At 70.2% G+C, this 21,825-nt stretch carries 18 protein-coding genes; 9 read left to right on the top strand and 9 right to left on the bottom strand.

From position 1 onward, the window contains the following. Window positions 1-79: 79 nt before the first annotated feature. The 4 genes from AAW13_RS18560 to AAW13_RS18545 all read right to left on the bottom strand — a co-directional run bounded on the left by AAW13_RS18560 (window position 80) and on the right by AAW13_RS18545 (window position 3,237). Window positions 80-985, bottom strand: a complete 906-nt coding sequence (locus tag AAW13_RS18560; protein WP_046727580.1) for a LysR family transcriptional regulator — start codon at window positions 983-985, stop codon at window positions 80-82. Window positions 986-1,215: 230 nt separating this feature from the next. Next, entirely contained in the window at window positions 1,216-2,364 is a 1,149-nt protein-coding gene (locus tag AAW13_RS18555; RefSeq protein WP_046727579.1) for a cystathionine gamma-lyase, read from the bottom strand. Beyond that, on the bottom strand, window positions 2,361-2,852 hold the full coding sequence (locus AAW13_RS18550; RefSeq protein ID WP_046727578.1) for a low molecular weight protein-tyrosine-phosphatase: 492 nt from the start codon (window positions 2,850-2,852) through the stop codon (window positions 2,361-2,363). The genes AAW13_RS18555 and AAW13_RS18550 overlap by 4 nt, the downstream gene beginning before the upstream one ends. A 7-nt stretch (window positions 2,853-2,859) precedes the next feature. Continuing rightward, window positions 2,860-3,237, bottom strand: a complete 378-nt coding sequence (locus AAW13_RS18545) for a phage holin family protein (protein ID WP_046727577.1) — start codon at window positions 3,235-3,237, stop codon at window positions 2,860-2,862. Between the two features lie 57 nt (window positions 3,238-3,294). On the opposite strand from AAW13_RS18545, the gene AAW13_RS18540 reads away from it, so the two are divergent. The 4 genes from AAW13_RS18540 (at window position 3,295) to AAW13_RS18525 (ending at window position 5,526) form a co-directional block, all read left to right on the top strand. Next, complete coding sequence (locus AAW13_RS18540; RefSeq protein ID WP_046727576.1) at window positions 3,295-3,612, top strand: cupin domain-containing protein; 318 nt, start codon at window positions 3,295-3,297, stop codon at window positions 3,610-3,612. A gap of 163 nt (window positions 3,613-3,775) precedes the next feature. Beyond that, window positions 3,776-3,988, top strand: a complete 213-nt coding sequence (locus tag AAW13_RS18535) for a DUF5326 family protein (RefSeq protein WP_046727575.1) — start codon at window positions 3,776-3,778, stop codon at window positions 3,986-3,988. 287 nt (window positions 3,989-4,275) lie between these two features. Then, on the top strand, window positions 4,276-4,989 hold the full coding sequence (locus tag AAW13_RS18530; RefSeq protein ID WP_046727574.1) for an IclR family transcriptional regulator: 714 nt from the start codon (window positions 4,276-4,278) through the stop codon (window positions 4,987-4,989). Window positions 4,990-5,088: 99 nt separating this feature from the next. After that, window positions 5,089-5,526 carry an SsgA family sporulation/cell division regulator gene (locus AAW13_RS18525; protein WP_046727573.1) on the top strand — a complete coding sequence of 146 codons (438 nt, stop codon included), beginning with the start codon at window positions 5,089-5,091 and terminating at the stop codon, window positions 5,524-5,526. Window positions 5,527-5,649: 123 nt separating this feature from the next. On the opposite strand, the gene AAW13_RS18520 is transcribed toward AAW13_RS18525, so the two are convergent. After that, entirely contained in the window at window positions 5,650-7,119 is a 1,470-nt protein-coding gene (locus tag AAW13_RS18520) for a YibE/F family protein (protein WP_046727572.1), read from the bottom strand. 241 nt (window positions 7,120-7,360) lie between these two features. Here AAW13_RS18520 and thiC point away from each other — a divergent pair, with 241 nt between their 5' ends. Next, the gene (thiC, locus tag AAW13_RS18515; protein WP_046727571.1) at window positions 7,361-9,181 is read left to right on the top strand and encodes a phosphomethylpyrimidine synthase ThiC; all 1,821 of its coding nucleotides are present in this window, start codon (window positions 7,361-7,363) and stop codon (window positions 9,179-9,181) included. A gap of 48 nt (window positions 9,182-9,229) precedes the next feature. Here the strand turns inward: thiC and AAW13_RS18510 are convergent, their stop codons facing one another. The 3 genes from AAW13_RS18510 to AAW13_RS18500 form a co-directional block, all read right to left on the bottom strand. Beyond that, complete coding sequence (locus tag AAW13_RS18510; protein WP_046727570.1) at window positions 9,230-10,099, bottom strand: hypothetical protein; 870 nt, start codon at window positions 10,097-10,099, stop codon at window positions 9,230-9,232. 181 nt (window positions 10,100-10,280) lie between these two features. Continuing rightward, window positions 10,281-11,369, bottom strand: a complete 1,089-nt coding sequence (locus AAW13_RS18505; protein ID WP_046727569.1) for a metallophosphoesterase — start codon at window positions 11,367-11,369, stop codon at window positions 10,281-10,283. A gap of 254 nt (window positions 11,370-11,623) precedes the next feature. Then, complete coding sequence (locus tag AAW13_RS18500) at window positions 11,624-12,736, bottom strand: LacI family DNA-binding transcriptional regulator (protein WP_071659597.1); 1,113 nt, start codon at window positions 12,734-12,736, stop codon at window positions 11,624-11,626. Window positions 12,737-13,196: 460 nt separating this feature from the next. Between AAW13_RS18500 and hisC the strand changes: the two genes are divergently transcribed. From hisC to cydD, 4 genes are all read left to right on the top strand, one after another. Beyond that, entirely contained in the window at window positions 13,197-14,276 is a 1,080-nt protein-coding gene (gene hisC / locus AAW13_RS18495; protein ID WP_046727567.1) for a histidinol-phosphate transaminase, read from the top strand. A gap of 241 nt (window positions 14,277-14,517) precedes the next feature. After that, window positions 14,518-16,026 carry a cytochrome ubiquinol oxidase subunit I gene (locus tag AAW13_RS18490; protein ID WP_046727566.1) on the top strand — a complete coding sequence of 503 codons (1,509 nt, stop codon included), beginning with the start codon at window positions 14,518-14,520 and terminating at the stop codon, window positions 16,024-16,026. An 18-nt stretch (window positions 16,027-16,044) separates the two neighbouring features. Then, on the top strand, window positions 16,045-17,052 hold the full coding sequence (gene cydB / locus AAW13_RS18485; RefSeq protein ID WP_046727565.1) for a cytochrome d ubiquinol oxidase subunit II: 1,008 nt from the start codon (window positions 16,045-16,047) through the stop codon (window positions 17,050-17,052). A gap of 51 nt (window positions 17,053-17,103) precedes the next feature. Then, window positions 17,104-20,634 carry a thiol reductant ABC exporter subunit CydD gene (gene cydD / locus AAW13_RS18480; RefSeq protein ID WP_046727564.1) on the top strand — a complete coding sequence of 1,177 codons (3,531 nt, stop codon included), beginning with the start codon at window positions 17,104-17,106 and terminating at the stop codon, window positions 20,632-20,634. A 109-nt stretch (window positions 20,635-20,743) separates the two neighbouring features. On the opposite strand, the gene AAW13_RS18475 is transcribed toward cydD, so the two are convergent. Further along, on the bottom strand, window positions 20,744-21,631 hold the full coding sequence (locus tag AAW13_RS18475) for an HAD hydrolase family protein (RefSeq protein ID WP_206306234.1): 888 nt from the start codon (window positions 21,629-21,631) through the stop codon (window positions 20,744-20,746). Between the last annotated feature and the right edge of the window lie 194 nt (window positions 21,632-21,825).

Below are 21,825 nucleotides of genomic sequence, written 5' to 3'. Positions count from 1 at the left end.
AAATGTGGCCCAGCTGGTTCCACGTGAAACATCGTGGAGCGTCATCGGGTCGCCGTACCCGTGAACCCGGGAAAACCGCTCAGGCCCAGCCCACCGCCGCGTGCTGGAGCCATTCGTGTGCCCGCGCCACATGGGGCATGGCGAGCGTGCCGGTGCGCACCACCAGGAAGTACGTCCGCAGCGGAGGCACCGCGGGATCGTGCAGGGCCGTCACCGCACCGCGTTCCAGGGCGGCCGCGCACAGATAGCGGGGCAGTACGGCGAGTCCGGCGCCCGCGATCGTGCACGCGAGGACCGCGCGCAGATCCGGCACGACGACCGTGCCGGAGGCGACCGGCCGGGCGTCGAAGACGGAGCCCCAGTAGCGGGAGACGAAGGGCAGCGACTCATGGACCTCGACCACGGGCAGGTACTCCAGGGCGGGCGCCCCTTTGTCGCCCACCGTCCCGGTGCCGATCTCCTCGGCCCAGCGCGGAGCGGCGACCAGCACATGCTCCTCGTCGCAGAGCGCGGTGGCGGTGAGCAGCGCGCCGCGTGGCCGGACCGTACTGATGGCCAGGTCGTGGTGTCCGGCGGACAGCCCCTCCAGGGTCTCCTCGGCGTTTCCGAAGGAGGCGCGCAGCGCGAAGCCCTGGCCGTCCTCGCCGGCGAGCTCCGTGAGAGCGGGCAGAGCGCGTTCGGCGGTGAACTCGGGCGGGCCGGCCAGATGCAGGGTGCGTACCGAGAGGTCGTCTTCGAGGCCGCGTTCCGTGATCTCCACGAGGGCGTCGAGGTGCGGAGCGGCCTTGTGGGCGAGTTCGTCACCGATCGTCGTGGGCGTCACACCACGGGCCTGGCGCAGGAAGAGCGGGCGGCCCAGCTGCCGTTCCAGGGTCCGGATCTGGGAGGTCACGGCCGGCTGCGAGAGGCCGAGCAGGGCGGCGGCGCGGGTGAAGGAGCCGGCCCGGTGCACGGTCACGAAGGTGCGCAGCAAGGCCAGATCCATCGCACGCCCTCCCGTTCGCCCCGCCTCGTCCACCGGCTCTGGACAGGTCCACAACTATAAATAAGTCGATAGGTCTCTGCCGTTACAGTGATTGGACACTGACGCAGAGTCAACTAGCCTTGGTCGCGCGGTTCTTGGCGCGCGAGAACCGGGGCGGTCCGAGCCACGAGGGGGGAGGCTCGGACCGTCCGTCATGCGTAGCCGGACCCGTGCCGGTGTCCGTGATCCGGTCACCGGGCCGACTCCTCGAGTGCGCGCAGCACATCGGCCACCAGGTCCTCGGGATCCTCGGCCCCCACCGACAGCCGGATGAAGCCCTCCGGCACGTCGTCCCCGCCCCAGCGCCGGCGCCGCTCGGCCGTGGAGCGCACCCCGCCGAAGCTCGTCGCGTCGTCGACCAGCCGCAGGGATTGAAGGAACCGCTCGGCACGCGCGCGCGAGGGCAGCGTGAACGAGATCACCGAGCCGTAGCGGCGCATCTGCTGCGAGGCGATCTTGTGCGCGGGATCGTCGGTCAGCCCCGGATGGCGCAGCCCGGTCACCTCCGGCCGCCCGCGCAGCGCCTCGGCGAGCAGCAGGGCGGTCGCGTTCTGCCGGTCCACCCGCAACTGGAGGGTGGCGAGGGAGCGGTGCGCCAGCCAGGCCTCCATCGGACCGGCGATCGCACCGATGATCTTGCGCCAGCGGCGTACGGCTGCCATGGCCTCCGCGTCCCGCCCGACGACGTACCCCAGCAGGACATCCCCGTGCCCGGTGAGCTGCTTGGTGCCGCTCGCGACGGAGAAGTCGGCGCCCAGCGCCAGCGGCCGCTGGCCGAGCGGGGTGGCGAGGGTGTTGTCGACGGCGACGAGGGCACCACGCGCGTGCGCCGCCCCCGCGAGCCGGCGGATGTCGCACACGTCGAGCCCCGGGTTGCAGGGGGACTCGATCAGGAGCAGCCTCGCCCCGTCCAGGACGTCGAGCTGGGCGTCGCCGGCGGTCGGGGCGGTGCGCACCTCGATGCCGTACGCCTCCAGCTGGGCGCGGATCAGGGGCAGCACCTGGTAACCGTCGGAGGGCAGGACGACCGCGTCCCCGGCGCGCAGCTGGGAGAAGAGCACCGCCGAGATCGCCGCCACGCCGGAGGCGAACACCAGCGTCTCGACGTCCTCGCCGGGCGCCTCCAGCTCCCCTACGGCCCGCTCCAGATGCGTCCAGGTCGGGTTCTCGTCCCGCCCGTAGGCGTACGGGCCGCTCACCTCGCCCGGCAGATGGAAGTGCGCGGCGAACACCGGCCCGGGCAGGGTCGGCTCGTTCTTGACCGGCTCGGGCAGTCCCGCGCGCACCGCGCGTGTGCCCTCGCCCTGCACGGAACCGGCGTCGAAGCCCGAGTCGCTCATAGGGCCGTTCCCTCCACTTCGTCGCGTACGGCGGCGAGCAGCCCCTCGCTCGCCCTCTCCACCATCTCAAGACACTCCTCGAAGCCGTCCAGACCGCCGTAGTACGGATCCGGTACGTCGAGGTCGTCGCCCGCCGCCGGGTCGTAGGAGCGCAGCAGCCGGATCTTGTGCGCGTCCTCCTCGGTGGGGGCCAGGCGGCGCAGGGCCTTGAGGTGGCCGGAGTCGAGCGCGATCACCAGGTCGAGGCGGGCGAACCAGGACGCCTGGAACTGGCGAGCGGTGTGGGCGCTGTCGTAACCGTGCTCCTCGAGGACGCGGACGGTACGGGGGTCGGCCCCGTCGCCCTCGTGCCAGCCGCCGGTACCGGCGCTGTCGGCCGCCACCCGGTCGTCGAGCCCGGCCTCGGCGGCGCGGGCACGGAAGACGGCTTCGGCCATCGGGGAACGGCAGATGTTGCCGGTGCAGACGAAGCAGACGCGGTAGGTCATCGGACGCTCAGTCCGAGTCGGGAAGGATCATGTTCAGGGCCCAGGACACGATCGAGATGATCAGGCCGCCCAGCACGGCCGTCCAGAACCCCTCCACGTGGAAGCTCAGGTCGAGCTTGTCGCAGACCCACGACGTCAGCAGCAGCATCAGCGCGTTGACCACCAGCGTGATCAGGCCGAGCGTGAGGATGAACAACGGGAAGGTCAGGACCTGCACGATCGGCTTGACCACGAAGTTCACCAGGCCGAAGACCAGGGCGACCAGGATCAGCGTCCAGACCTTCTTGGTGGTGCTGTCGCCGGTCAGCGTGATCTTGTCGAGCAGCCACACGGCGACCGCCAGGGCGCCCGCGTTGGCGATCGTCTTGACTACGAAATTCTTCATGTGTCTGATCGTGACAGACGAGATCGAAAGCAAGTAGAGACGAGGGCGACAACGGCGATGAAGGCATTCCGGCTGGACGAACTGGAGGCGGAGCGCGCCGCCAACGACGGTGCCTATTTGCAGTTCCTGCGTGAGCGGAACATGTCGGTCGGCCTCTACGCCCTGGACGCGGGTGAGCGGGACCCACAGCAGCCGCACAACCAGGACGAGGTCTACTTCGTCGTCAGCGGACGCGCCTCCATCACCGTCGGCCTGGAGACCACCCAGGTCGCGCGGGGCAGCGTCGTGTACGTACCGGCCGGGGTGGCCCACAAGTTCCACCACATCAGCGAGGATCTGCGGGTCCTGGTCGTCTTCTCTCCGCCCGAGGCCTGACTCCGGCTCTCGGGGTTCCCTAGGGGACGGGTCAGGGGAGGACAAGGGATCCGGGACCCCCGAACGGCCCCCTCGCGGCTCTAGCATCGAGTGCAGGACATCGCATCGTGCGGGACGCACGAGACATACGTGCCGAGCGCACGAGAAAGCTGAGGACTGGGCAATGCGAGAGATCTTCACGGGTCTGCCGTGGTGGGTGAAGTGGATCGCGGTGCCGGTCATCGCGCTCGTGGTGTTCGGCGGCCTGATCGGCGCGATCGTCGGCTTCCTGGCCTACCTGCTCTTCAAGTTGCTGATCTTCGTGGCGCTGGTCGGCGGACTGATCTACGTCGTGCGGAAGTTCATGTCGAGCTCCTCGTCGAAGAGCGACTGGTGAGGACCGAGGGAATCGGCGGCCGGTAACAGTAATCGCCGGTTCCCTCGGGCGAGGGAAGTTTCCCCCAACGGGCCGACCGGAGGCGGCGACAGACGGTTAGAGTCGCTGACCCCCTCGCGCTCCGGGAGCGACTCTTGGCCACGCTTGACGCCACCTCTGCACCCACGGAACACCGCCCACCCCCCGCCCAACGCAGTTCCAGCACACCCCCCGTGCAGCGGCCGCCCGCCCGGGCCGACTCCGCACAGCCGCACTCGGCCACTCTCATCGGCTCCGTACAACGCGCCATGCGCCTGCTGGAGTGCGTCGCCGGACACGAACACGGCGCCCCCGCCAAACAACTGGCCCGCGAGACCGGGCTCGCCCTGCCCACCGCCTACCACCTGCTGCGCACCCTCGTGCACGAGGGTTATCTGCACCGCGACAAAGGGCTGTTCTTCCTCGGCGAGGCCGCCGAACGGCTGAGCAGCAGCGGAGCGCAGCAGAAACGTCGCAGCGCGGTCGTCGACACCCTCGCCCGCTGGCGCGATTCCATCGGTGTGCCGGTCTACTACGCGATGTACCGGGACGGCGAGATCGAGGTCAGGTGCGTCTCCGACGCTCCGGGCACCCCGGCGGTCGAGGAGTGGGCGGACTTCCGCGAGACCGGCCACGCCCACGCCATCGGCCGGTGTCTGCTCTCCCAACTGGACGAGGACGCCCGCCGCGACCATCTCGACCGGTACCCCGTCCAGGCCCTCACTCCGTACACGGTGCGTGACAGCCACGCGCTGCTGCGCCGACTGGAACGCACCCGGCGGATGGAGCCGGTGGTGGAGCGCCAGGAGTACGCGCTCGGGACGGTGTGCGCGGCGATTCCCATCACGGTCGGCGCCACGGCCGCCACGATGGCCATCTCCCTTCCCCTCCACCAGGCCGACCGACTGCTGCCGGCGGTGCGGGAGTTGCAGGGAGAAGTCGGACGTCATCTGGGCTCCCTGGCCATCGCTATCAGTATCTGAAAACTCACTCCTTGTGATCTCCCGTGTACGTTGAGCAAGATTTGACCATCATTGAAGGGGTAAATCCCGGCCGGTCGGCGTCATATGACGGGGTAGACGATGCGCGAGTCCGTACAAGCAGAAGTCATGATGAGCTTTCTCGTCTCGGAGGAGCTCTCCTTCCGCATCCCCGTGGAGTTGCGCTACGAGACCTGTGATCCGTATGCCGTACGGCTCACCTTCCATCTGCCCGGTGACGCGCCGGTGACCTGGGCCTTCGGCCGGGAGCTGCTGATCGACGGGGTGGGCCGGCCGTGCGGCGAGGGCGATGTGCACATCGCGCCCGCCGACACCGAGGTGCTGGGCGAGGTGCTGATCCGGCTTCAGGTCGGCGGTGACCAGGCGATGTTTCGGTCCTCGGCGCCCCCGCTGGTGGCTTTCCTCGACCGTACGGACAAGCTGGTCCCGCTCGGCCAGGAAGGCGCGCTCGCCGATTTCGACGCCCATCTGGACGAGGCGCTGGACCGCATCCTCGCCGAGGAGCAGAGCACCGGCTGAAGCGTTACGGCACCGGGGGCGAGCCGCACGGCCCGAGCCGGACGAGGAAGGGCAGGAACGCTTCTGCGAGCCCTTGTGGGCCCCCTGTAGGCCGCGGAGGGCCCTTCATGGGTCCTTGGCCCCTCAGCGCTTCCGGCGCCGCCCCCGGCCGCCGCGCGCCGAAGCCTCCCCCGCCGCGACCGCCGCCGTGCCCGGCCGGTCGGCCGACACCACCAGGGCCGCCAGCAGCGTGGTGACCGGCACGGAGGCGACCAGGCCGATCGAGCCGACCAGGGTGCGCACGATCTCCTCGGCCACCAACTCGCTGTTGGCGACCGTCGTCACACTGCTCTGCGCGATCGAGAAGAGCAGCAGCAGCGGCAGCGCCGCGCCCGCGTAGGCCAGCACGAGGGTGTTGACGACGGAGGCGATGTGGTCGCGGCCGATACGGATGCCCGCCCGGTACAGCCCGCGCCAGCCCATCGTCGGGTTGGCCTCGTGCAGTTCCCAGACGGCCGACGTCTGGGTCACCGTCACGTCGTCGAGGACACCCAGCGAGCCGATGATGACGCCGGCCAGCAGCAGACCGCTCATGTCGATCGACGGGTACAGGCCATGGATGAGGCCGGTGTTGTCGTCGGTGTTTCCGGTGAGCGCGGCCCAGTCGATGAACTCAGAACCGAGAAGGCCGATCAGGCACAGCGAGACCAGTGTGCCGAGCACCGCCACCGAGGTCCGGGCCGACAGCCCATGGCAGATGTACAGGGCGATCAGCATGATGGCGCTCGACCCGACCACCGCCATCAGCAGCGGATTCGAGCCCTGGAGGATTCCCGGCAGGATGAACATGGTCAGTACCAGGAAGCTGACGGCCAGCGCGACCAGCGCCATCACACCGCGCAGCCGGCCCACCACCACGACGGCGAACGCGAAGATCCCGGCCAGCAGCGCCATAGGGAACTTCCGGTCCACGTCGGTGACCGAGTACTGCAAGTCCTTGGGCGCCGAGGGCTCGTACGCGACCACGACCTTCTCGCCCTGGTGCAGCTGCCGTGACTGGTCGGGCTGCACGATCTCGGTGAAGGTGCGGCCCTTGTCCTTGCCGGTGTCGACCCGGACCGTGGCCTTCTTGCAGGTGCCGCCGTCCTCCTCCGCCGCGGAGGTCCCGTCGCCGGTGGCGGCGTCACCCGTCGCGCCGCCCCCGGAGGCATTGACCGACTTGCAGCTGACCGAGACGACCTTGGCGACCGTGGCCGCCTGCGTCTGCCGGTCGAAACCGACACCGGTGCGCTCGTGCGGCGGGGCGCCGCCGGGCCACAGCACCACCAGACCGACCACGACCGCGGCGGTGAAGGGGATGAGGATCGCCGCGATGACCTTGCGGAGATGCTTCGAGACGGGTGCGGCGGGGCCGTGGCCGTGCGAGTGGCCGTGCCCGCCACCGGAACCACCGTGACCGTGACCGTGACCGTGACCGGGTCCGTGTTCCTGATGCCCGGGCCCTCCATGGCCCTCCCCAAGAGCCTGCCCCTGGCCGGGTCCGTCGCCACGGGGCGCGCCGTTGGCGCGCCTTGGGTCAGGGGGCGGATAGGAGGACTGCTGTGTCGTGGTCACCGCCAGATCATCGCAAGAACGGCAGGGGCCCCCTGTTCACCGCGCCCGAATTGACGCTAGCGTGGAGGCACCTTTGCACACGCGGGAGCTCGGAGCACCGGGCTGAGAGGGCGCTGACCTCCGTATTCGCGATGTTTCACGTGGAACGAGTGATGTTCCACAGGAAGCGCCGCCCCACGGAAGCCGCTGCGTCGACCGCCGAACCTGTTACCGGGTAATGCCGGCGTAGGGAGTAGGTCTCATGACCAACAAGGACGCACGCACGCCTGCCCTCAGCCAGGACGAACAGCCCATTGCGGGCGAAATGTCCGAGGGGGCCGGAGAGTCCATCGGCTGGCACAAGGGGTATGTCGAGGGCTCCCGCCCCGATCTGCGGGTGCCGGTCCGTCAGGTGCATCTCACCAACGGGGAGTCGGTCACGCTCTACGACACCTCGGGCCCGTACACCGATCCGCTCGTCGAGACCGACGTCCGCAGGGGCCTGCCCCCGCTGCGGGAGAACTGGATCATCGGCCGCGGCGATACCGAGGAGTACGCGGGCCGTCCGGTCCGTCCCGAGGACGACGGGATCAAGCACACCTCACCGCGTGGCGGTCTGCGCAACCTGGACGCGGTGTTCCCGGGCCGCCCGCGCCAGCCGCGCCGCGGCCGGACCGGTGAGGCGGTCACCCAGCTCGCGTACGCGCGCCGGGGTGAGATCACGCCCGAGATGGAGTACGTGGCCATCCGGGAGAACGTCACGCCGGAGGTCGTCCGTGAGGAGATCGCGGCGGGGCGGGCCGTGCTGCCGGCCAACGTCAACCACCCGGAGATCGAGCCGATGATCATCGGCAAGCGGTTCCTGGTGAAGGTCAACGCCAACATCGGCAACTCGGCGGTGACCTCCTCCATCGAGGAGGAGGTGGAGAAGATGACGTGGGCGACCCGCTGGGGCGCCGACACGGTCATGGACCTCTCCACCGGCCGCAACATCCACACCACCCGTGAGTGGGTGCTGCGCAACTCCCCCGTCCCCATCGGCACGGTGCCGCTCTACCAGGCACTGGAGAAGGTCGACGGCCGGGCGGAGGAACTGACCTGGGAGATCTACAAGGACACCGTCGTCGAACAGGCCGAGCAGGGCGTGGACTACATGACCGTCCACGCGGGTGTCCGGCTGCCGTTCGTCCCGCTCACGGCGAACCGCAAGACCGGCATCGTCTCGCGCGGCGGCTCGATCATGGCTGCCTGGTGCCTGGCGCACCACAAGGAATCGTTCCTGTACGAGAACTTCGAGGAACTCTGCGAGATCCTCGCTGCCTACGACGTCACGTACTCGCTGGGCGACGGTCTGCGGCCCGGCTCCATCGCGGACGCCAACGACGAGGCCCAGTTCGCGGAGCTGCGGACGCTCGGGGAACTCAACCGGATCGCCAAGCGTTTCCACGTACAGACCATGATCGAAGGCCCGGGCCATGTCCCGATGCACAAGATCAAGGAGAACATCGACCTTCAGCAGGAGATCTGCGATGAAGCTCCGTTCTATACGCTCGGCCCGCTGACCACGGACGTCGCGCCGGCGTACGACCACATCACCTCCGGCATCGGTGCCGCGATGATCGCCTGGTGGGGCACGGCGATGCTCTGCTACGTGACCCCCAAGGAGCACCTGGGCCTGCCCAACCGGGACGACGTCAAGACCGGTGTCATCACCTACAAGATCGCGGCCCACGCGGCGGACCTCGCCAAGGGCCACCCGGGTGCGCAGGAGTGGGACGACGCGCTGTCCGACGCGCGCTTCGAGTTCCGGTGGGAGGACCAGTTCAACCTCGCCCTGGACCCGGACACGGCCCGTGAGTTCCACGACGAGACCCTTCCGGCGGAGCCGGCGAAGACGGCTCACTTCTGCTCCATGTGCGGGCCGAAGTTCTGCTCCATGAAGATCAGTCACAGCATCACGGAGCGGTTCGGTGGTGCGGCCGCTGAGGGGGCGTCACCCGAGGAGGCGGCGGAGGGGATGCTCCAGAAGTCGAAGGAGTTCGCGGCCGGCGGGAACAGGGTGTACCTGCCGATCGCGGACTGATCTGGCCGGGTGTCCGGTCCGCGCCCCCGGGTGGGGGCGCGGACCGGGCTATTCCGGCTGGTGATCCGGGCCTCCGAAGTCCGGGCTGGTGTAGTCCGGGCTGCTGAAGCTCGGGCGGGACGCGGGGGTCGCGCCGTCGTCGGTGCTGAAGCCGGGGCGGTCGTAGCCGAGGCGCGGCATCCGGCCCGCCGGACCCGACGGTGCCGTGCGGTGCAGTTCGGCCGGGCCCGCGTCGGTGGCCAGCGCTTCCCGCAGGAAGGGCAGGATGCCACGCTCCAGCAGGGCGTCCCGCCAGGCCTCCCGGGCCTTGGCCACTTCCCCGTCGGGTTCGCCGTAGGCTCCGGCCTCCAGCGAGGGGCTGTTGCGCAGTGCGGTGAGCAGCAGCCCCGCGCCCGCCATGAGGATGGCGGCCGCGGTCACGGCGCCGAACACCCAGCCTGCGGTGAGCATGGTCTGGGCGAACGCCGGGGCCGGGTCCAGCATCTTCAGGACGTATCCGACGAGCAGGAAGATCGCGGCGGCGGTGCCCGCGAGCACCGGCGCCAGGACCAGGGCGAGGGCGAAGCCGCCGGCGCCGGTGGTCTCGGCGGCCTCGCCGAGGGTGGTGGCGAGCCCCAGGGCGCCGCCCACGGCCGGCTCGGCGGAGTCGGACTGCTGGGCGGGGGCAGGGGTGGACCGCGCGGGATTGCGCAGTTCCTCGCGGACCTTCACGTAGTGCTGGTACTCGGTCGCCGCGGCCGCCGTGATCAGTGCGGTGGCGTTGAGCGCCATGGTGCGCAGCTGTTCGGAGTTCAAATGCCGGCCTATGGGGGCCAGTTCGGGACGGTAAGGGGCGGAGCGCAGCGCCTCATCGAGGATCCGCTCGTATTCCTGGCGGTCCTCGCTGTGCAGGTGCTGCGGAACGCTGTTCATGTGCATCCCCCGATGCTCCGTAGGGCTTGTGGCTCGCACGCCGGCGAACCGTCGGGCAGAAACGGAGGGGAGCCTGCTACGGATAAACCGATGGTAGAGCCGTCAAGGCACGCGGTGACAGGGGGTTGCCCGAAATTGGGGGTGGCCCGCGTGCGACGCCGGAGGGACAGAACAGCGTACAGAACGCTCATACGTCCAGAGGGAGTTGCCTCACCAGCAGCTTTCCGGCCATGGTCACTCCGCCGTCCATGGCGATGGCGAGTCCGTCCGCGTAGATGTGCGGACCTTCCACAACGGGCCTGGTGCCCTCTTCGTCGTCCTCGGAGCCGACTTCGCCCAGCAGGTAGGGAATCGGGCTGTGTCCGTGAACGATGCGGGTACCGCCGTACGTATCGAGAAGGGAACGGACGGCGTCTGCACCCCCCTCGTCGCGGAAGGAGAAGCGCTTGGTGAACTTACGGAACAGGTCCCAGACCTCGTCCGCGTCATTGCGGGTGATGGTCTCACGGACCGTGTCGTTGACCGCCTCGATCGAGTCGCCGTAGTCGAGGTAGGCGGTGGTGTCGGAGTGGACCAGCAGATAGCCGTCGACCTCCTCCACCGCGTCCAGGCGCGCCATCCACTGGAGGTGGTGGTCCTGGAGCCGGTCCATGTCGGTCTTCTGGCCGCCGTTGAGCAGCCAGGCCGCCTGGAAGGTGGCGGTGCCCGCCCCGGAGTGGACGGGGGTGTCGCCGAACCTCTTGGCGCCGAGGAGCAGCAGCTCGTGGTTGCCCATGAGGGCCTTGCAGTAGCCGCCGGCCGCCGCGGCCTCGGCGGACAGCCGCATCACGAGGTCGATGACGCCGATGCCGTCCGGGCCGCGGTCGGTGAAGTCGCCGAGGAACCACAGGCGGGCGGTGCCCGCGCACCAGCGGCCGTCGGCGTCGACCAGGCCCTGCTCGCGCAGCGCGGTGAGCAGTTCGTCGAGATAGCCGTGCACGTCTCCGACGACGTACAGCGGGCCGGGGCCGTCCGCGGGCTGCGCGGCCGGGGCGGCGGCGGGTTCGACCGGCATCTGGAGCGTGTCGCCGCGGTTGATCACGGGGAGGTCGCGCTCGGTCGGGGTGTACCCCTCCGGGTAGTCCTCGGGGTAAGGCTCGTCGAGCGCCGGGGCCGCCTCGCCGGGGTGGGTGCTGTGGGCGTACGGACCGGTCTCGTTGACGTACGCGGGCACCCGGAAATCGCGCAACGTCGCCGTCCGTTCCGCCTCGGGTCCCTGACCGGCCCCCTGAGTCATCAGACCCCTCCACCATCGCGCCGCAACTGCACCGGTTCGGACTGCCTGGTCGCAGCGGCCCGCGGTGTCGTGGGCCCATCATAGGAATGCCGGTCGCGCCGTGTGATGACCCAGGGGTGGTGAATCGGGACCGGCCACCGGTTCGGTGCCGCTTTCGCCCCGGTTGGGCAGGGCTTCGACCGTCGGCCGTTCACCTGCCGGCCCCCGCCCGGCGGTGGCGGGCAGGCGGCCGGGGGCCCCTCCGTGTGTCCGTGCTACTCCTCCTCCGGTGCCCGCGGCGGGCTCACCGTGGTGCGCGGCGCCCGTCGCTGGGAGGAGGTACGCACGATCAGTTCGGTCGGTATCACCTGTTCGACCGGCTGGTCCGACTCGACGCCCTCGATGGCGTCGATGAGGAGCTGCACCACCGCCGTGCCGATCCGGCGCGGCTTCAGCGAGAGCGTGGTGATGGGCGGCTCGGTGTTGGCGTACACGGTGGACTCGCTGCAACACACCAGCAGCAGGTCGTCGGGGACCCGTAGCCCGTAGCGGCGGGCGGCGGCGAGCAGGTCGGTGCCGTTGGGGTCGAACAGGCCGTAGACGGCGTCGGGCCGGTCCGGGCGGGCGAGCAGCCGGTCGGCGGCGACGGCGCCCGCACACGGGTCGTGCGCGGGATAGGCCTCGTAGACCGGGTCCTGGCCGACGCGCTCGCACCAGCGCATGTAGGCGGTGGTCGACAGGTGCGTGTAGGTGTCCGTCGTGGTGCCCGTGAGCAGGCCGATCCGGCGGGCGCCCGCGGCGGCGAGATGGTCGAGGATGCCGAGTACGGCGGCCTCGTGATCGTTGTCCACCCAGGCCGTGACCGGCAGCGAGCCGGCCGGGCGGCCGTCGGAGACGACCGGCAGCCCCTGCCGGACCAGCTCGCTGACCACCGGGTCCTGGTCGGAGGGGTCGATGACGACGGTGCCGTCCAGGGCGACGTTCGACCAGACGTCGTGGCGTGAGGTCGCGGGCAGGATGACCAGGGCGTAGCCGCGGGCGAGCGCGGCCGAGGTGGCGGCCCGGGCCATCTCGGCGAAGTACGCGAACTCCGTGAAGGTGAAAGGTTCATCCCCGTACGTCGTCACGGTCAGGCCGATGAGTCCCGACTTGCCGGTACGGAGGGTGCGGGCGGCGGCGGAGGGGCGGTACCCCAGCCGGTCGGCCACCTCGCGGACATGGCGTCGGGTGGCATCCGGAAGCCGGCCCTTGCCGTTCAGGGCGTCGGAGACGGTCGTGATGGAGACTCCGGCGGCGGCGGCCACGTCTCTGATGCCCGCCCGGCCCGGCCGGCTGCCTCGCCGAGAGGTTTCCGCGCGGCTCACCTGGTGCTTCCCTGCTGCTGTCATGGCGAGCCGATAGTAGGGCTCAGGCGGTGGGGTAGTGCGGACGCATATGCACGCGTTGACAGGCACGTTTCTGCAAGGTCAAACAGGGTCAACTACCTTAGAAAGAAAGTCAGTTGAACGATCCAATGGCGAGACGTGACTTGTCGGCACGGATGGGCCTGCCAAGTGCCCGATGTTTCGAAGAGGTCTCAACTCACCTGCACGGGTGATGCGCGCTACGGCGTGAGCCACCGGCGCGTAGATATATGTAGGGCGCGCCCCCGATAAATGCGCCTTCGTACAGTGATGCCCGTGATGCCTGTGGGACGTACGAGGTTGACCACGGCCGGTTCCCGACACGTCCCGCGCGGCCCCTCGCGCGCTCCGCGGCTGTACGCAGTGGCGCCGAATCCTCATAAGGTGAGCAGTATTGGATGCCGGCGGTGCGGACGGTCCGCCGGTGGTCGCGAGGAGGACTGCGGTGAGCGAGACGAGCCCCAAGCTGCGCGCCGAGCTGGAGGGTATCCCCACCTACAAGCCGGGCAAGCCGGCCGCGGCCGACGGGCCGGTCGCGTACAAGCTCTCCTCCAACGAGAACCCGTATCCGCCGCTGCCGGGCGTGATGGAGTCCGTCACCGCGGCCGCCACCGCCTTCAACCGGTACCCGGACATGGCCTGCACCGGGCTGATGAACGAACTGTCGGACCGCTTCGGGGTCCCGCTCGGGCATCTGGCCACCGGCACCGGCTCGGTCGGTGTCGCCCAGCAGCTGATCCAGGCCACCAGCGGCCCCGGCGACGAGGTGATCTACGCCTGGCGGTCCTTCGAGGCGTACCCGATCATCACGCAGATCAGCGGTGCCCGCTCGGTGCAGGTGCCGCTCACCCCCGGTGACGTGCACGACCTGGACGCGATGGCGGACGCCGTCACCGACCGCACCCGCCTGGTCTTCGTCTGCAACCCGAACAACCCGACCGGCACGGTCGTGAACCGTGCGGAGCTGGAACGATTCCTCGACCGGGTGCCGAGCGACGTGCTGGTGGTGCTCGACGAGGCCTACCGGGAGTTCATCCGCGACCCCGAGGTGCCCGACGGCGTCGAGATCTACCGTGAGCGGCCGAACGTCTGTGTCCTGCGGACCTTCTCCAAGGCGTACGGTCTCGCCGGGCTGCGCGTGGGCTTCGCGATCGCCCATGAGCCGGTGGCGGCGGCGTTGCGCAAGACGGCCGTGCCGTTCGGTGTGAGCCAGCTCGCTCAGGAGGCGGCGATCGCCTCGCTGCGGGCCGAGGACGAGCTGCTCGGCCGGGTGGGCTCGCTGGTGTGCGAGCGGCAGCGGGTGGTCGGTGCGCTGCGTGCCCAGGGCTGGACGGTGCCCGAGAGCCAGGCCAACTTCGTGTGGCTGCGGTTGGGGGAGCGCACGAGGGCCTTCGCGGGCGCCTGCGAGGAGCACGGTGTGGTGGTCCGGCCGTTCCCGGGCGAGGGCGTGCGGGTCACGATCGGCGAGAACGAGGCGAACGACATCTTCCTCAAGGTGGCGGAGGGCTTCCGCAAGGAGCTCTAGCCCTGGCGGTGTCCACGGGTGCGGGGTCGCGCGGCCGATCAAGGGCCGAGCGGCCCCGCACGTGCGTCTGCGGGGGTGCCGAACGGCTCAAGCGCGACCCCCCTTCGGGTTTCGATAATCAGTGCGTCATAATGGCTTGTGAATGTGAATGCATTCACAAGCGTGTCCTGTTTGTCGCGTGATGCGCGTGACAAAGGGGGCGAATGCCGCTGTACCTCGGCGACGTAAGGAGACTGACGACGTGGACCTGGCTTTGGCGCCGGAGACACTGGCGCGCTGGCAGTTCGGCATCACCACCGTCTACCACTTCCTGTTCGTCCCGCTGACGATCTCGCTGGCCGCGCTCACGGCCGGCCTGGAGACGGCCTGGGTGCGCACGGAGAAGGAGAAGTACCTCCGGGCGACCAAGTTCTGGGGCAAGCTCTTCCTGATCAACATCGCGATGGGCGTGGTCACCGGCATCGTGCAGGAGTTCCAGTTCGGTATGAACTGGTCGGACTACTCACGGTTCGTCGGCGACATCTTCGGCGCTCCGCTCGCCTTCGAGGCGCTGATCGCGTTCTTCTTCGAGTCCACCTTCATCGGGCTGTGGATCTTCGGCTGGGACAAACTGCCCAAGAGGATCCACCTGGCCTGCATATGGATGGTCTCCATCGGCACCGTCCTGTCCGCGTACTTCATCCTCGCGGCCAACTCGTGGATGCAGCACCCCGTCGGCTACAAGATCGACAAGGCGAAGGGGCGGGCCGAGCTCACCGACTTCTGGGCCGTGCTCACCCAGAACACCGCCCTGGCCCAGGCCTTCCACACGCTGAGCGCCTGCTTCCTGACCGGCGGCGCCTTCATGGTCGGCATCGCCGCCTTCCACCTGTTCCGCAAGAAGCACATCTCTGTGATGAAGACCTCGCTGCGGCTCGGCCTGATCACCGTGGTGATCGGCGGTCTGCTCACCGCTGTCAGCGGTGACACCCTCGGCAAGGTCATGTTCAAGCAGCAGCCGATGAAGATGGCCGCCGCGGAGGCCCTGTGGGACGGCCAGAACTCGGCGCCGTTCTCGATCTTCGCCTACGGCGATGTGAGCAAGGGCCACAACACCGTCGAGCTCTCCGTCCCGGGCGTGCTGTCGTTCCTCGCCGACGACGACTTCAACTCATACGTCCCCGGCATCAACGACACCAACAAGGCCGAGCAGCAGAAGTACGGAGCCGGCGACTACCGGCCGATCATCCCCGTCACCTTCTGGGCCTTCCGCTGGATGATCGGGTTCGGGATGGCGTCCTTCGCCATCGGCCTGGCCGGGCTCTGGCTGACCCGCAAGAAGTTCATGCTGCCGCAGCATCTGAGGGTGGGCGAGGACGAGGTGCCGAACCTGGTCCTCTTCAGGAACAAGGCCCTCAGCCCGAAGCTCGGCAGGCTGTACTGGCTGGTGGCGATCTGGACCCTGGGCTTCCCGCTGATCGCCAACTCCTGGGGCTGGATCTTCACCGAGATGGGACGTCAGCCGTGGGTCGTCTACGGCGTCCTACAGACCCGTGACGCGGTCTCCCCCGGTGTTTCCCAGACCGAGGTCCTCATCTCGATGCTCACCTTCACCGCGCTCTACGCCGTCCTCGCCGTGGTCGAGGTCAAGCTCCTGGTGAAGTACATCAAGGCCGGCCCGCCCGAGCTCACCGAGGCCGACCTGAACCCGCCCACGAAGATCGGCGGCGAGGCCCGTGACGCCGACAAGCCGATGGCCTTCTCGTACTAGGCCGAGGGAGACGCAGTCATGGAACTTCACGACGTCTGGTTCGTCCTGATCGCCGTCCTGTGGACCGGCTACTTCTTCCTGGAGGGCTTCGACTTCGGGGTCGGCATCCTCACCAAGCTGCTCGCCCGCGACCGGCTGGAGAAGCGGGTGCTGATCAACACGATCGGCCCCGTCTGGGACGGCAACGAGGTGTGGCTGCTCACCGCGGGCGGCGCGACCTTCGCCGCCTTCCCCGAGTGGTACGCCACCCTCTTCTCCGGCTTCTACCTGCCGCTGCTGGTCATCCTGGTCTGCCTGATCGTCCGGGGAGTCGCCTTCGAGTACCGGGCGAAGCGGCCCGAGGAGAACTGGCAGCGCAACTGGGAGACCGCGATCTTCTGGACCTCGCTGATCCCGGCGTTCCTGTGGGGCGTGGCCTTCGGGAACATCGTCCACGGAGTGAAGATCGACCGGAACTTCGAGTACGTCGGCACCCTCTGGAACCTGCTCAACCCGTACGCGCTGCTCGGCGGACTGGTGACGCTGACCCTGTTCACCTTCCACGGGGCGGTGTTCACCGCGCTCAAGACCGTCGGTGACATACGGGTACGGGCGCGGAAGTTGGCGACCAAGGTCGGGCTGCTCACCGCCGTGATCGCGCTTGCCTTCCTGCTGTGGACCCAGATCGACAGTGGTGACGGCAAGAGCCTGGTGGCCGTCGTCGTGGCCGTCGCCGCGCTGGTCGCCGCTCTCGGGGCGAACCTGCGAGGCCGCGAGGGCTGGGCCTTCGCTCTGTCCGGCGTGACCATCGTGGCCGCTGTGGCGATGCTCTTCCTCTCGCTCTTCCCGAACGTCATGCCGTCGTCGCTCAACGGGGACTGGAGCCTCACGGTCACCAACGCCTCGTCGAGCCCGTACACCCTGAAGATCATGACCTGGCTGGCAGTGATCGCCACGCCCCTGGTGATGCTCTACCAGGGCTGGACCTACTGGGTGTTCCGCAAGCGGATCGGTACGCAGCACATCGCGACCGAAGCCGCGCACTGAGTCCGAGGACGGGGGTGTTTCACGTGAAACACCCCATCCGGACCGAAGGGCATGTTTCACGTGAAACCAATCGATCCCCGTCTGCTGCGCTACACGCACGCCACCCGCCGGTTCCTGGTGGCCGTGGTGGGACTCGGTGCCGTCGGTGCCGCACTGGTCATCGCCCAGGCCATGCTCATCGCGGAAGTGGTGGTCGGAGCCTTCCAGCACGGCCACTCGGTCTCCGAACTCCGCACTCCTCTGCTGCTGCTGGCCGCCGTCGCCGTCGGCCGGGCACTGGTCTCCTGGCTCACCGAGCTCGCCGCGCACCGGGCCAGTGCGGCGGTCAAGTCCGACCTGCGAGAGCAGCTTCTCGACCGGGCGGCCGCCCTCGGTCCGGACTGGCTGAGCGGCCGGCGGACCGGGTCGCTGGTGACCCTCGCCACGCGCGGTGTCGACGCGCTCGACGACTACTTCTCGCGGTACCTGCCGCAGCTGGGGCTCGCGGTGGTCGTGCCGGTCGCGGTGCTGGCGCGGATCGTCACGGAGGACTGGGTGTCGGCGGCGATCATCGTCGGGACGCTACCGCTGATCCCGCTCTTCATGGTCCTGATCGGCTGGGCCACGCAGTCCCGGACCGATCGCCAGTGGCGGCTGCTGTCCCGGTTGTCCGGTCACTTCCTGGACGTGGTCGCCGGGCTGCCCACACTGAAGGTGTTCGGCCGGGCCAAGGCGCAGGCCGAGTCGATCCGCCGGATCACCGGCGAGTACCGGCAGGCGACCATGCGGACCCTGCGGATCGCGTTCCTCTCGTCCTTCGCGCTGGAACTGCTCGCCACGCTGTCGGTGGCGCTCGTCGCCGTGACCATCGGGATGCGGCTGGTGCACGGCGACATGGATCTGTACACCGGGCTGGTCATTCTGGTGCTGGCGCCCGAGGCATACCTTCCGCTGCGCCAGGTGGGCGCGCAGTTCCACGCGGCGGCAGAGGGGCTCGCGGCGGCCGAGGAGATCTTCGCGGTACTGGAGACGCCGGTACCGGTATCGGGCGCCGGTGAGGCGCCTGCGGGGGCTTCCCTCGCTTTCGAAGGGGTGACGGTCCGCTATCCGGGCCGGTCGGCGGACGCGGTCACCGACGTCTCGTTCACGGTCGAACCCGGGGAGACCGTCGCGCTGGTCGGCCCCAGCGGGGTGGGCAAGTCGACCCTGCTGAGCGTGCTGCTGGGGTTCGTGCGGCCGACCGAGGGGCGGGTGCGGGCCGGGGGTGTGGATCTCGCCGACGTCGATCTGGCGAGGTGGCGGTCGCGGATCGCGTGGGTGCCGCAGCGGCCCCACCTGTACGCCGGGACGATCGCCGAGAACGTACGGCTCGCGCGTCCCGACGCGGACGACGACGCGGTGCGGGAGGCGTTGCGGGACGCGGGGGCGCTGGAGTTCGTGGACGCGCTGCCGGACGGAGCGGAGACGGTCCTCGGCGAGGACGGGGCGGGCCTGTCCGCAGGGCAGCGGCAGCGGCTGGCGCTGGCACGGGCGTTTCTGGCCGACCGGCCGGTGCTGTTGCTGGACGAGCCGACGGCCGCACTGGACGGGGCGACCGAGGGGGAGGTCGTCGCGGCGGTACGGCGGCTCTCCGCGGGTCGCACCGTGCTGCTGGTGGTGCATCGGCCGGCGTTGCTGTCGGCGGCGGACCGGGTGGTGCGGCTCTCCGGCGGCGATGTCCCCGGGACGCGGAGCCCCCTGGACGCCCCCAACCACACCCCGTCGGTCACCCGGCCCGGTTCATCGGACGGGGAGGCCGCGGAACAGTCCGTGCGAGCCGTGGACGGCTCCGTGGATCCGGTGTCCGTGCGTCGGCGGAGTGTCCTCGGCCGGGTACGTGCCGCCTCCCGGGCCCGGCAGGGACGACTGCTGCTCGCACTGCTGCTGGGGGCTCTCGCGCTCGGCAGCGCCGTCGGTCTGATGGCGACCTCCGGGTGGTTGATCTCGCGGGCCTCGCAGCAGCCGCCGGTGCTGTACCTGATGGTCGCCGTGACGGCCACCCGGGCCTTCGGGATCGGGCGGGCCGTGTTCCGCTACGGCGAGCGCCTCGTGTCGCATGACGCGGTGCTGCGCATGCTGGCCGATACGCGGGTCGCCGTGTACCGGCGGCTGGAGCGCCTCGCCCCGGCCGGGCTCCGGGCGACCAGGCGGGGCGATCTGCTCAGCCGGCTGGTCGCCGATGTCGACACCCTCCAGGACTACTGGCTCCGGTGGCTGCTGCCCGTCGGCGTCGCCGTGGCCGTGTCCGCCGGCGCGGTGGGGTTCACCGCCTGGCTGCTGCCCGAGGCCGGGGCGGCACTCGCGGCGGGGCTGCTGGCCGCCGGCGTGGGGGTTCCCCTGCTGACCTCAGCCGTCGCCCGCCGGGCCGAGCACCGGCTGGCACCCGCCCGGGGGCTGCTCGCCACCCGGGTGACCGACCTGCTCACCGGCACCGCCGAACTGACCGTCGCCGGTGCGCTGCCCGCCCGGAGCGCCGAGGCCCGGCGGGCCGACGGCACGCTCACCCGGATCGCCTCGCGGGGCGCCACCGCCACCGCGCTCGGAGACGGCCTGACCACCCTGCTGATGGGGCTCACCGTGGCCGCCTCCGCGCTGCTGGGCGCCCAGGGGGTCGCCGACGGGCGGCTGAGCGGGGTGGCGACGGCCGTCGTCGTGCTCACTCCGCTGGCCGCCTTCGAGGCCGTACTGGGCCTGCCTTCGGCCGTCCGGCACCGCCAGCGGGTGCGCAAGAGCGCCGAGCGCGTCTACGAGGTGCTGGACGCGCCCGAGCCGGTACGTGAGCCGGAGCGGCCGCGCCAGGCGCCCGCCGTGCCCTTCCCCGTCGTACTGAAGGGGCTGACGGCCCGGCACCACGGGCAGACACGGGACGCGCTCGCCGGGGTCGACCTCACCCTGCACGAGGGACGCAGGGTCGCCGTGGTCGGTGCCTCCGGCTCCGGCAAGACGACCCTCGCCCAGGTCCTGCTGCGGTTCCTCGACCCGGACGCGGGCACCTACACGGTCGCCGGCGTGGACGCGTACGGCCTGGACAGCGACGACGTACGGCGGCTGGTCGGACTGTGCGCCCAGGACGCGCACCTCTTCGACAGCTCCGTGCGGGAGAACCTGCTGCTCGCCCGGAAGGGCGCCGACGAGGCGGATCTGCGGGACGCGCTGGACCGGGCCCGGCTGCTCGACTGGGTGGACGGGCTGCCCGAGGGGCTCGACACCCTGGTGGGTGAGCACGGGGCGCGGTTGTCCGGCGGGCAGCGCCAGCGGCTGGCACTCGCCCGGGCGTTGCTCGCGGACTTCCCGGTGCTGGTCCTGGACGAGCCCGCCGAACATCTCGACCTGCCCACGGCGGACGCGCTCACCGCGGATCTGCTGGCGGCGACCGAGGGCCGTACCACGCTGCTCATCACGCACCGGCTGGCGGGCCTGGCCGCGGTGGACGAGGTGATCGTGCTCGACGAGGGCCGGGTGGTGCAGCGCGGGCCGTACGCGGAACTGGTCGCGGTGGCCGGCCCGTTGCGGACGATGGCGGAGCGGGAGGCGGCGGCGGAGTCGCTGGTCGCAGCGACGTGACCGGCCGGACCGTCCTCCCGGACCGGCCGGACCGTCCTCCCGGACCGGCCGGACCGTCCTCCCGGACCGGCCGGACCGTCCTCCCGGACCGGCCGGATCGGCGTTCGGATCAGCCGTGTGCCGCCAGCAGCTGTTCGATCACGACCGCCACGCCGTCCTCGTTGTTGGCGACCGTGCGGCCGGAGGCGGCGGCGATGACGGCGGGGTGGGCGTTGCCCATCGCGTACGACTGGCCGGCCCAGGTCAGCATCTCGACGTCGTTCGGCATGTCGCCGAAGGCGACGACCTCCTCGTGCGAGATACCCCGCTCGGCGCACTCCAGGGCGAGCGTGCTGGCCTTGGAGACACCCGGGCCGCTGATCTCCAGCAGGGCGCTGGGGCTGGACCGGGTGACGGTGGCGCGGTCGCCGACGGCCAGCCGGGCGAGGGTGAGAAAGGCGTCGGGATCCAGGTCGGGGTGGTACGCCAGGACCTTGAGCACGGGCTCGCCGCCACTCGGACCGTCGACGGCGAGGATGTCCTCGGCGGCCAGCAGGTGGTCCGGTATCTCCATGTGCAGCTTGGGGTAGGCCGGCTCCTGGTGGAAGCCGTACGTCTGCTCGATCGCGTACACCGTGCCGGGCGCGGCGTCGCGCAGCAGCCGTACGGCGTCCAGCGCGTTCTCCCTGGCCAGCTCGCGCACCTTCACGAAGCGGTGGGCGCCGGGGCCGCCGTGCAGGTCGACCACTGCGGCGCCGTTGCCGCAGATCGCCAGGCCGTGGCCGTGGACGTGGTCGCTGACGACGTCCATCCAGCGGGCCGGGCGGCCGGTCACGAAGAAGACCGCGATCCCTGCCTCCTCGGCGGCCGCCAGCGCGGCGACCGTCCGCGCGGAGACCGACTTGTCGTCGCGCAGCAGGGTGCCGTCGAGATCGGTGGCGATCAGCCGGGGCGGGGTCGCGCAGGCAGGGGTCTCGGGCTGTCGGGTCGCTGAGGTCACCGGGCCATTCTCGCGCATATGCCCGCACGGCAGTGCGGCACAGTGCACAGATGAGACACAGGCGACTCCGAAGCGTCCTGCCGACCGCGCCCGGGCCCCCGGCCAGCAACCCGGCCAGGACCCGGCCAGGAACCGACCAGGACCCCCCGGCCAGGAACCCGGTCAGGAACCGACCAAGCCCCCCCGACCAAGCCCCCCCGACCAAGCCCCCC

The organism is Streptomyces humi, from assembly GCF_001005085.2.
GTDB lineage: Bacteria > Actinomycetota > Actinomycetes > Streptomycetales > Streptomycetaceae > Streptomyces > Streptomyces humi.
This window is presented reverse-complemented; position numbering and strand designations above follow the sequence as displayed.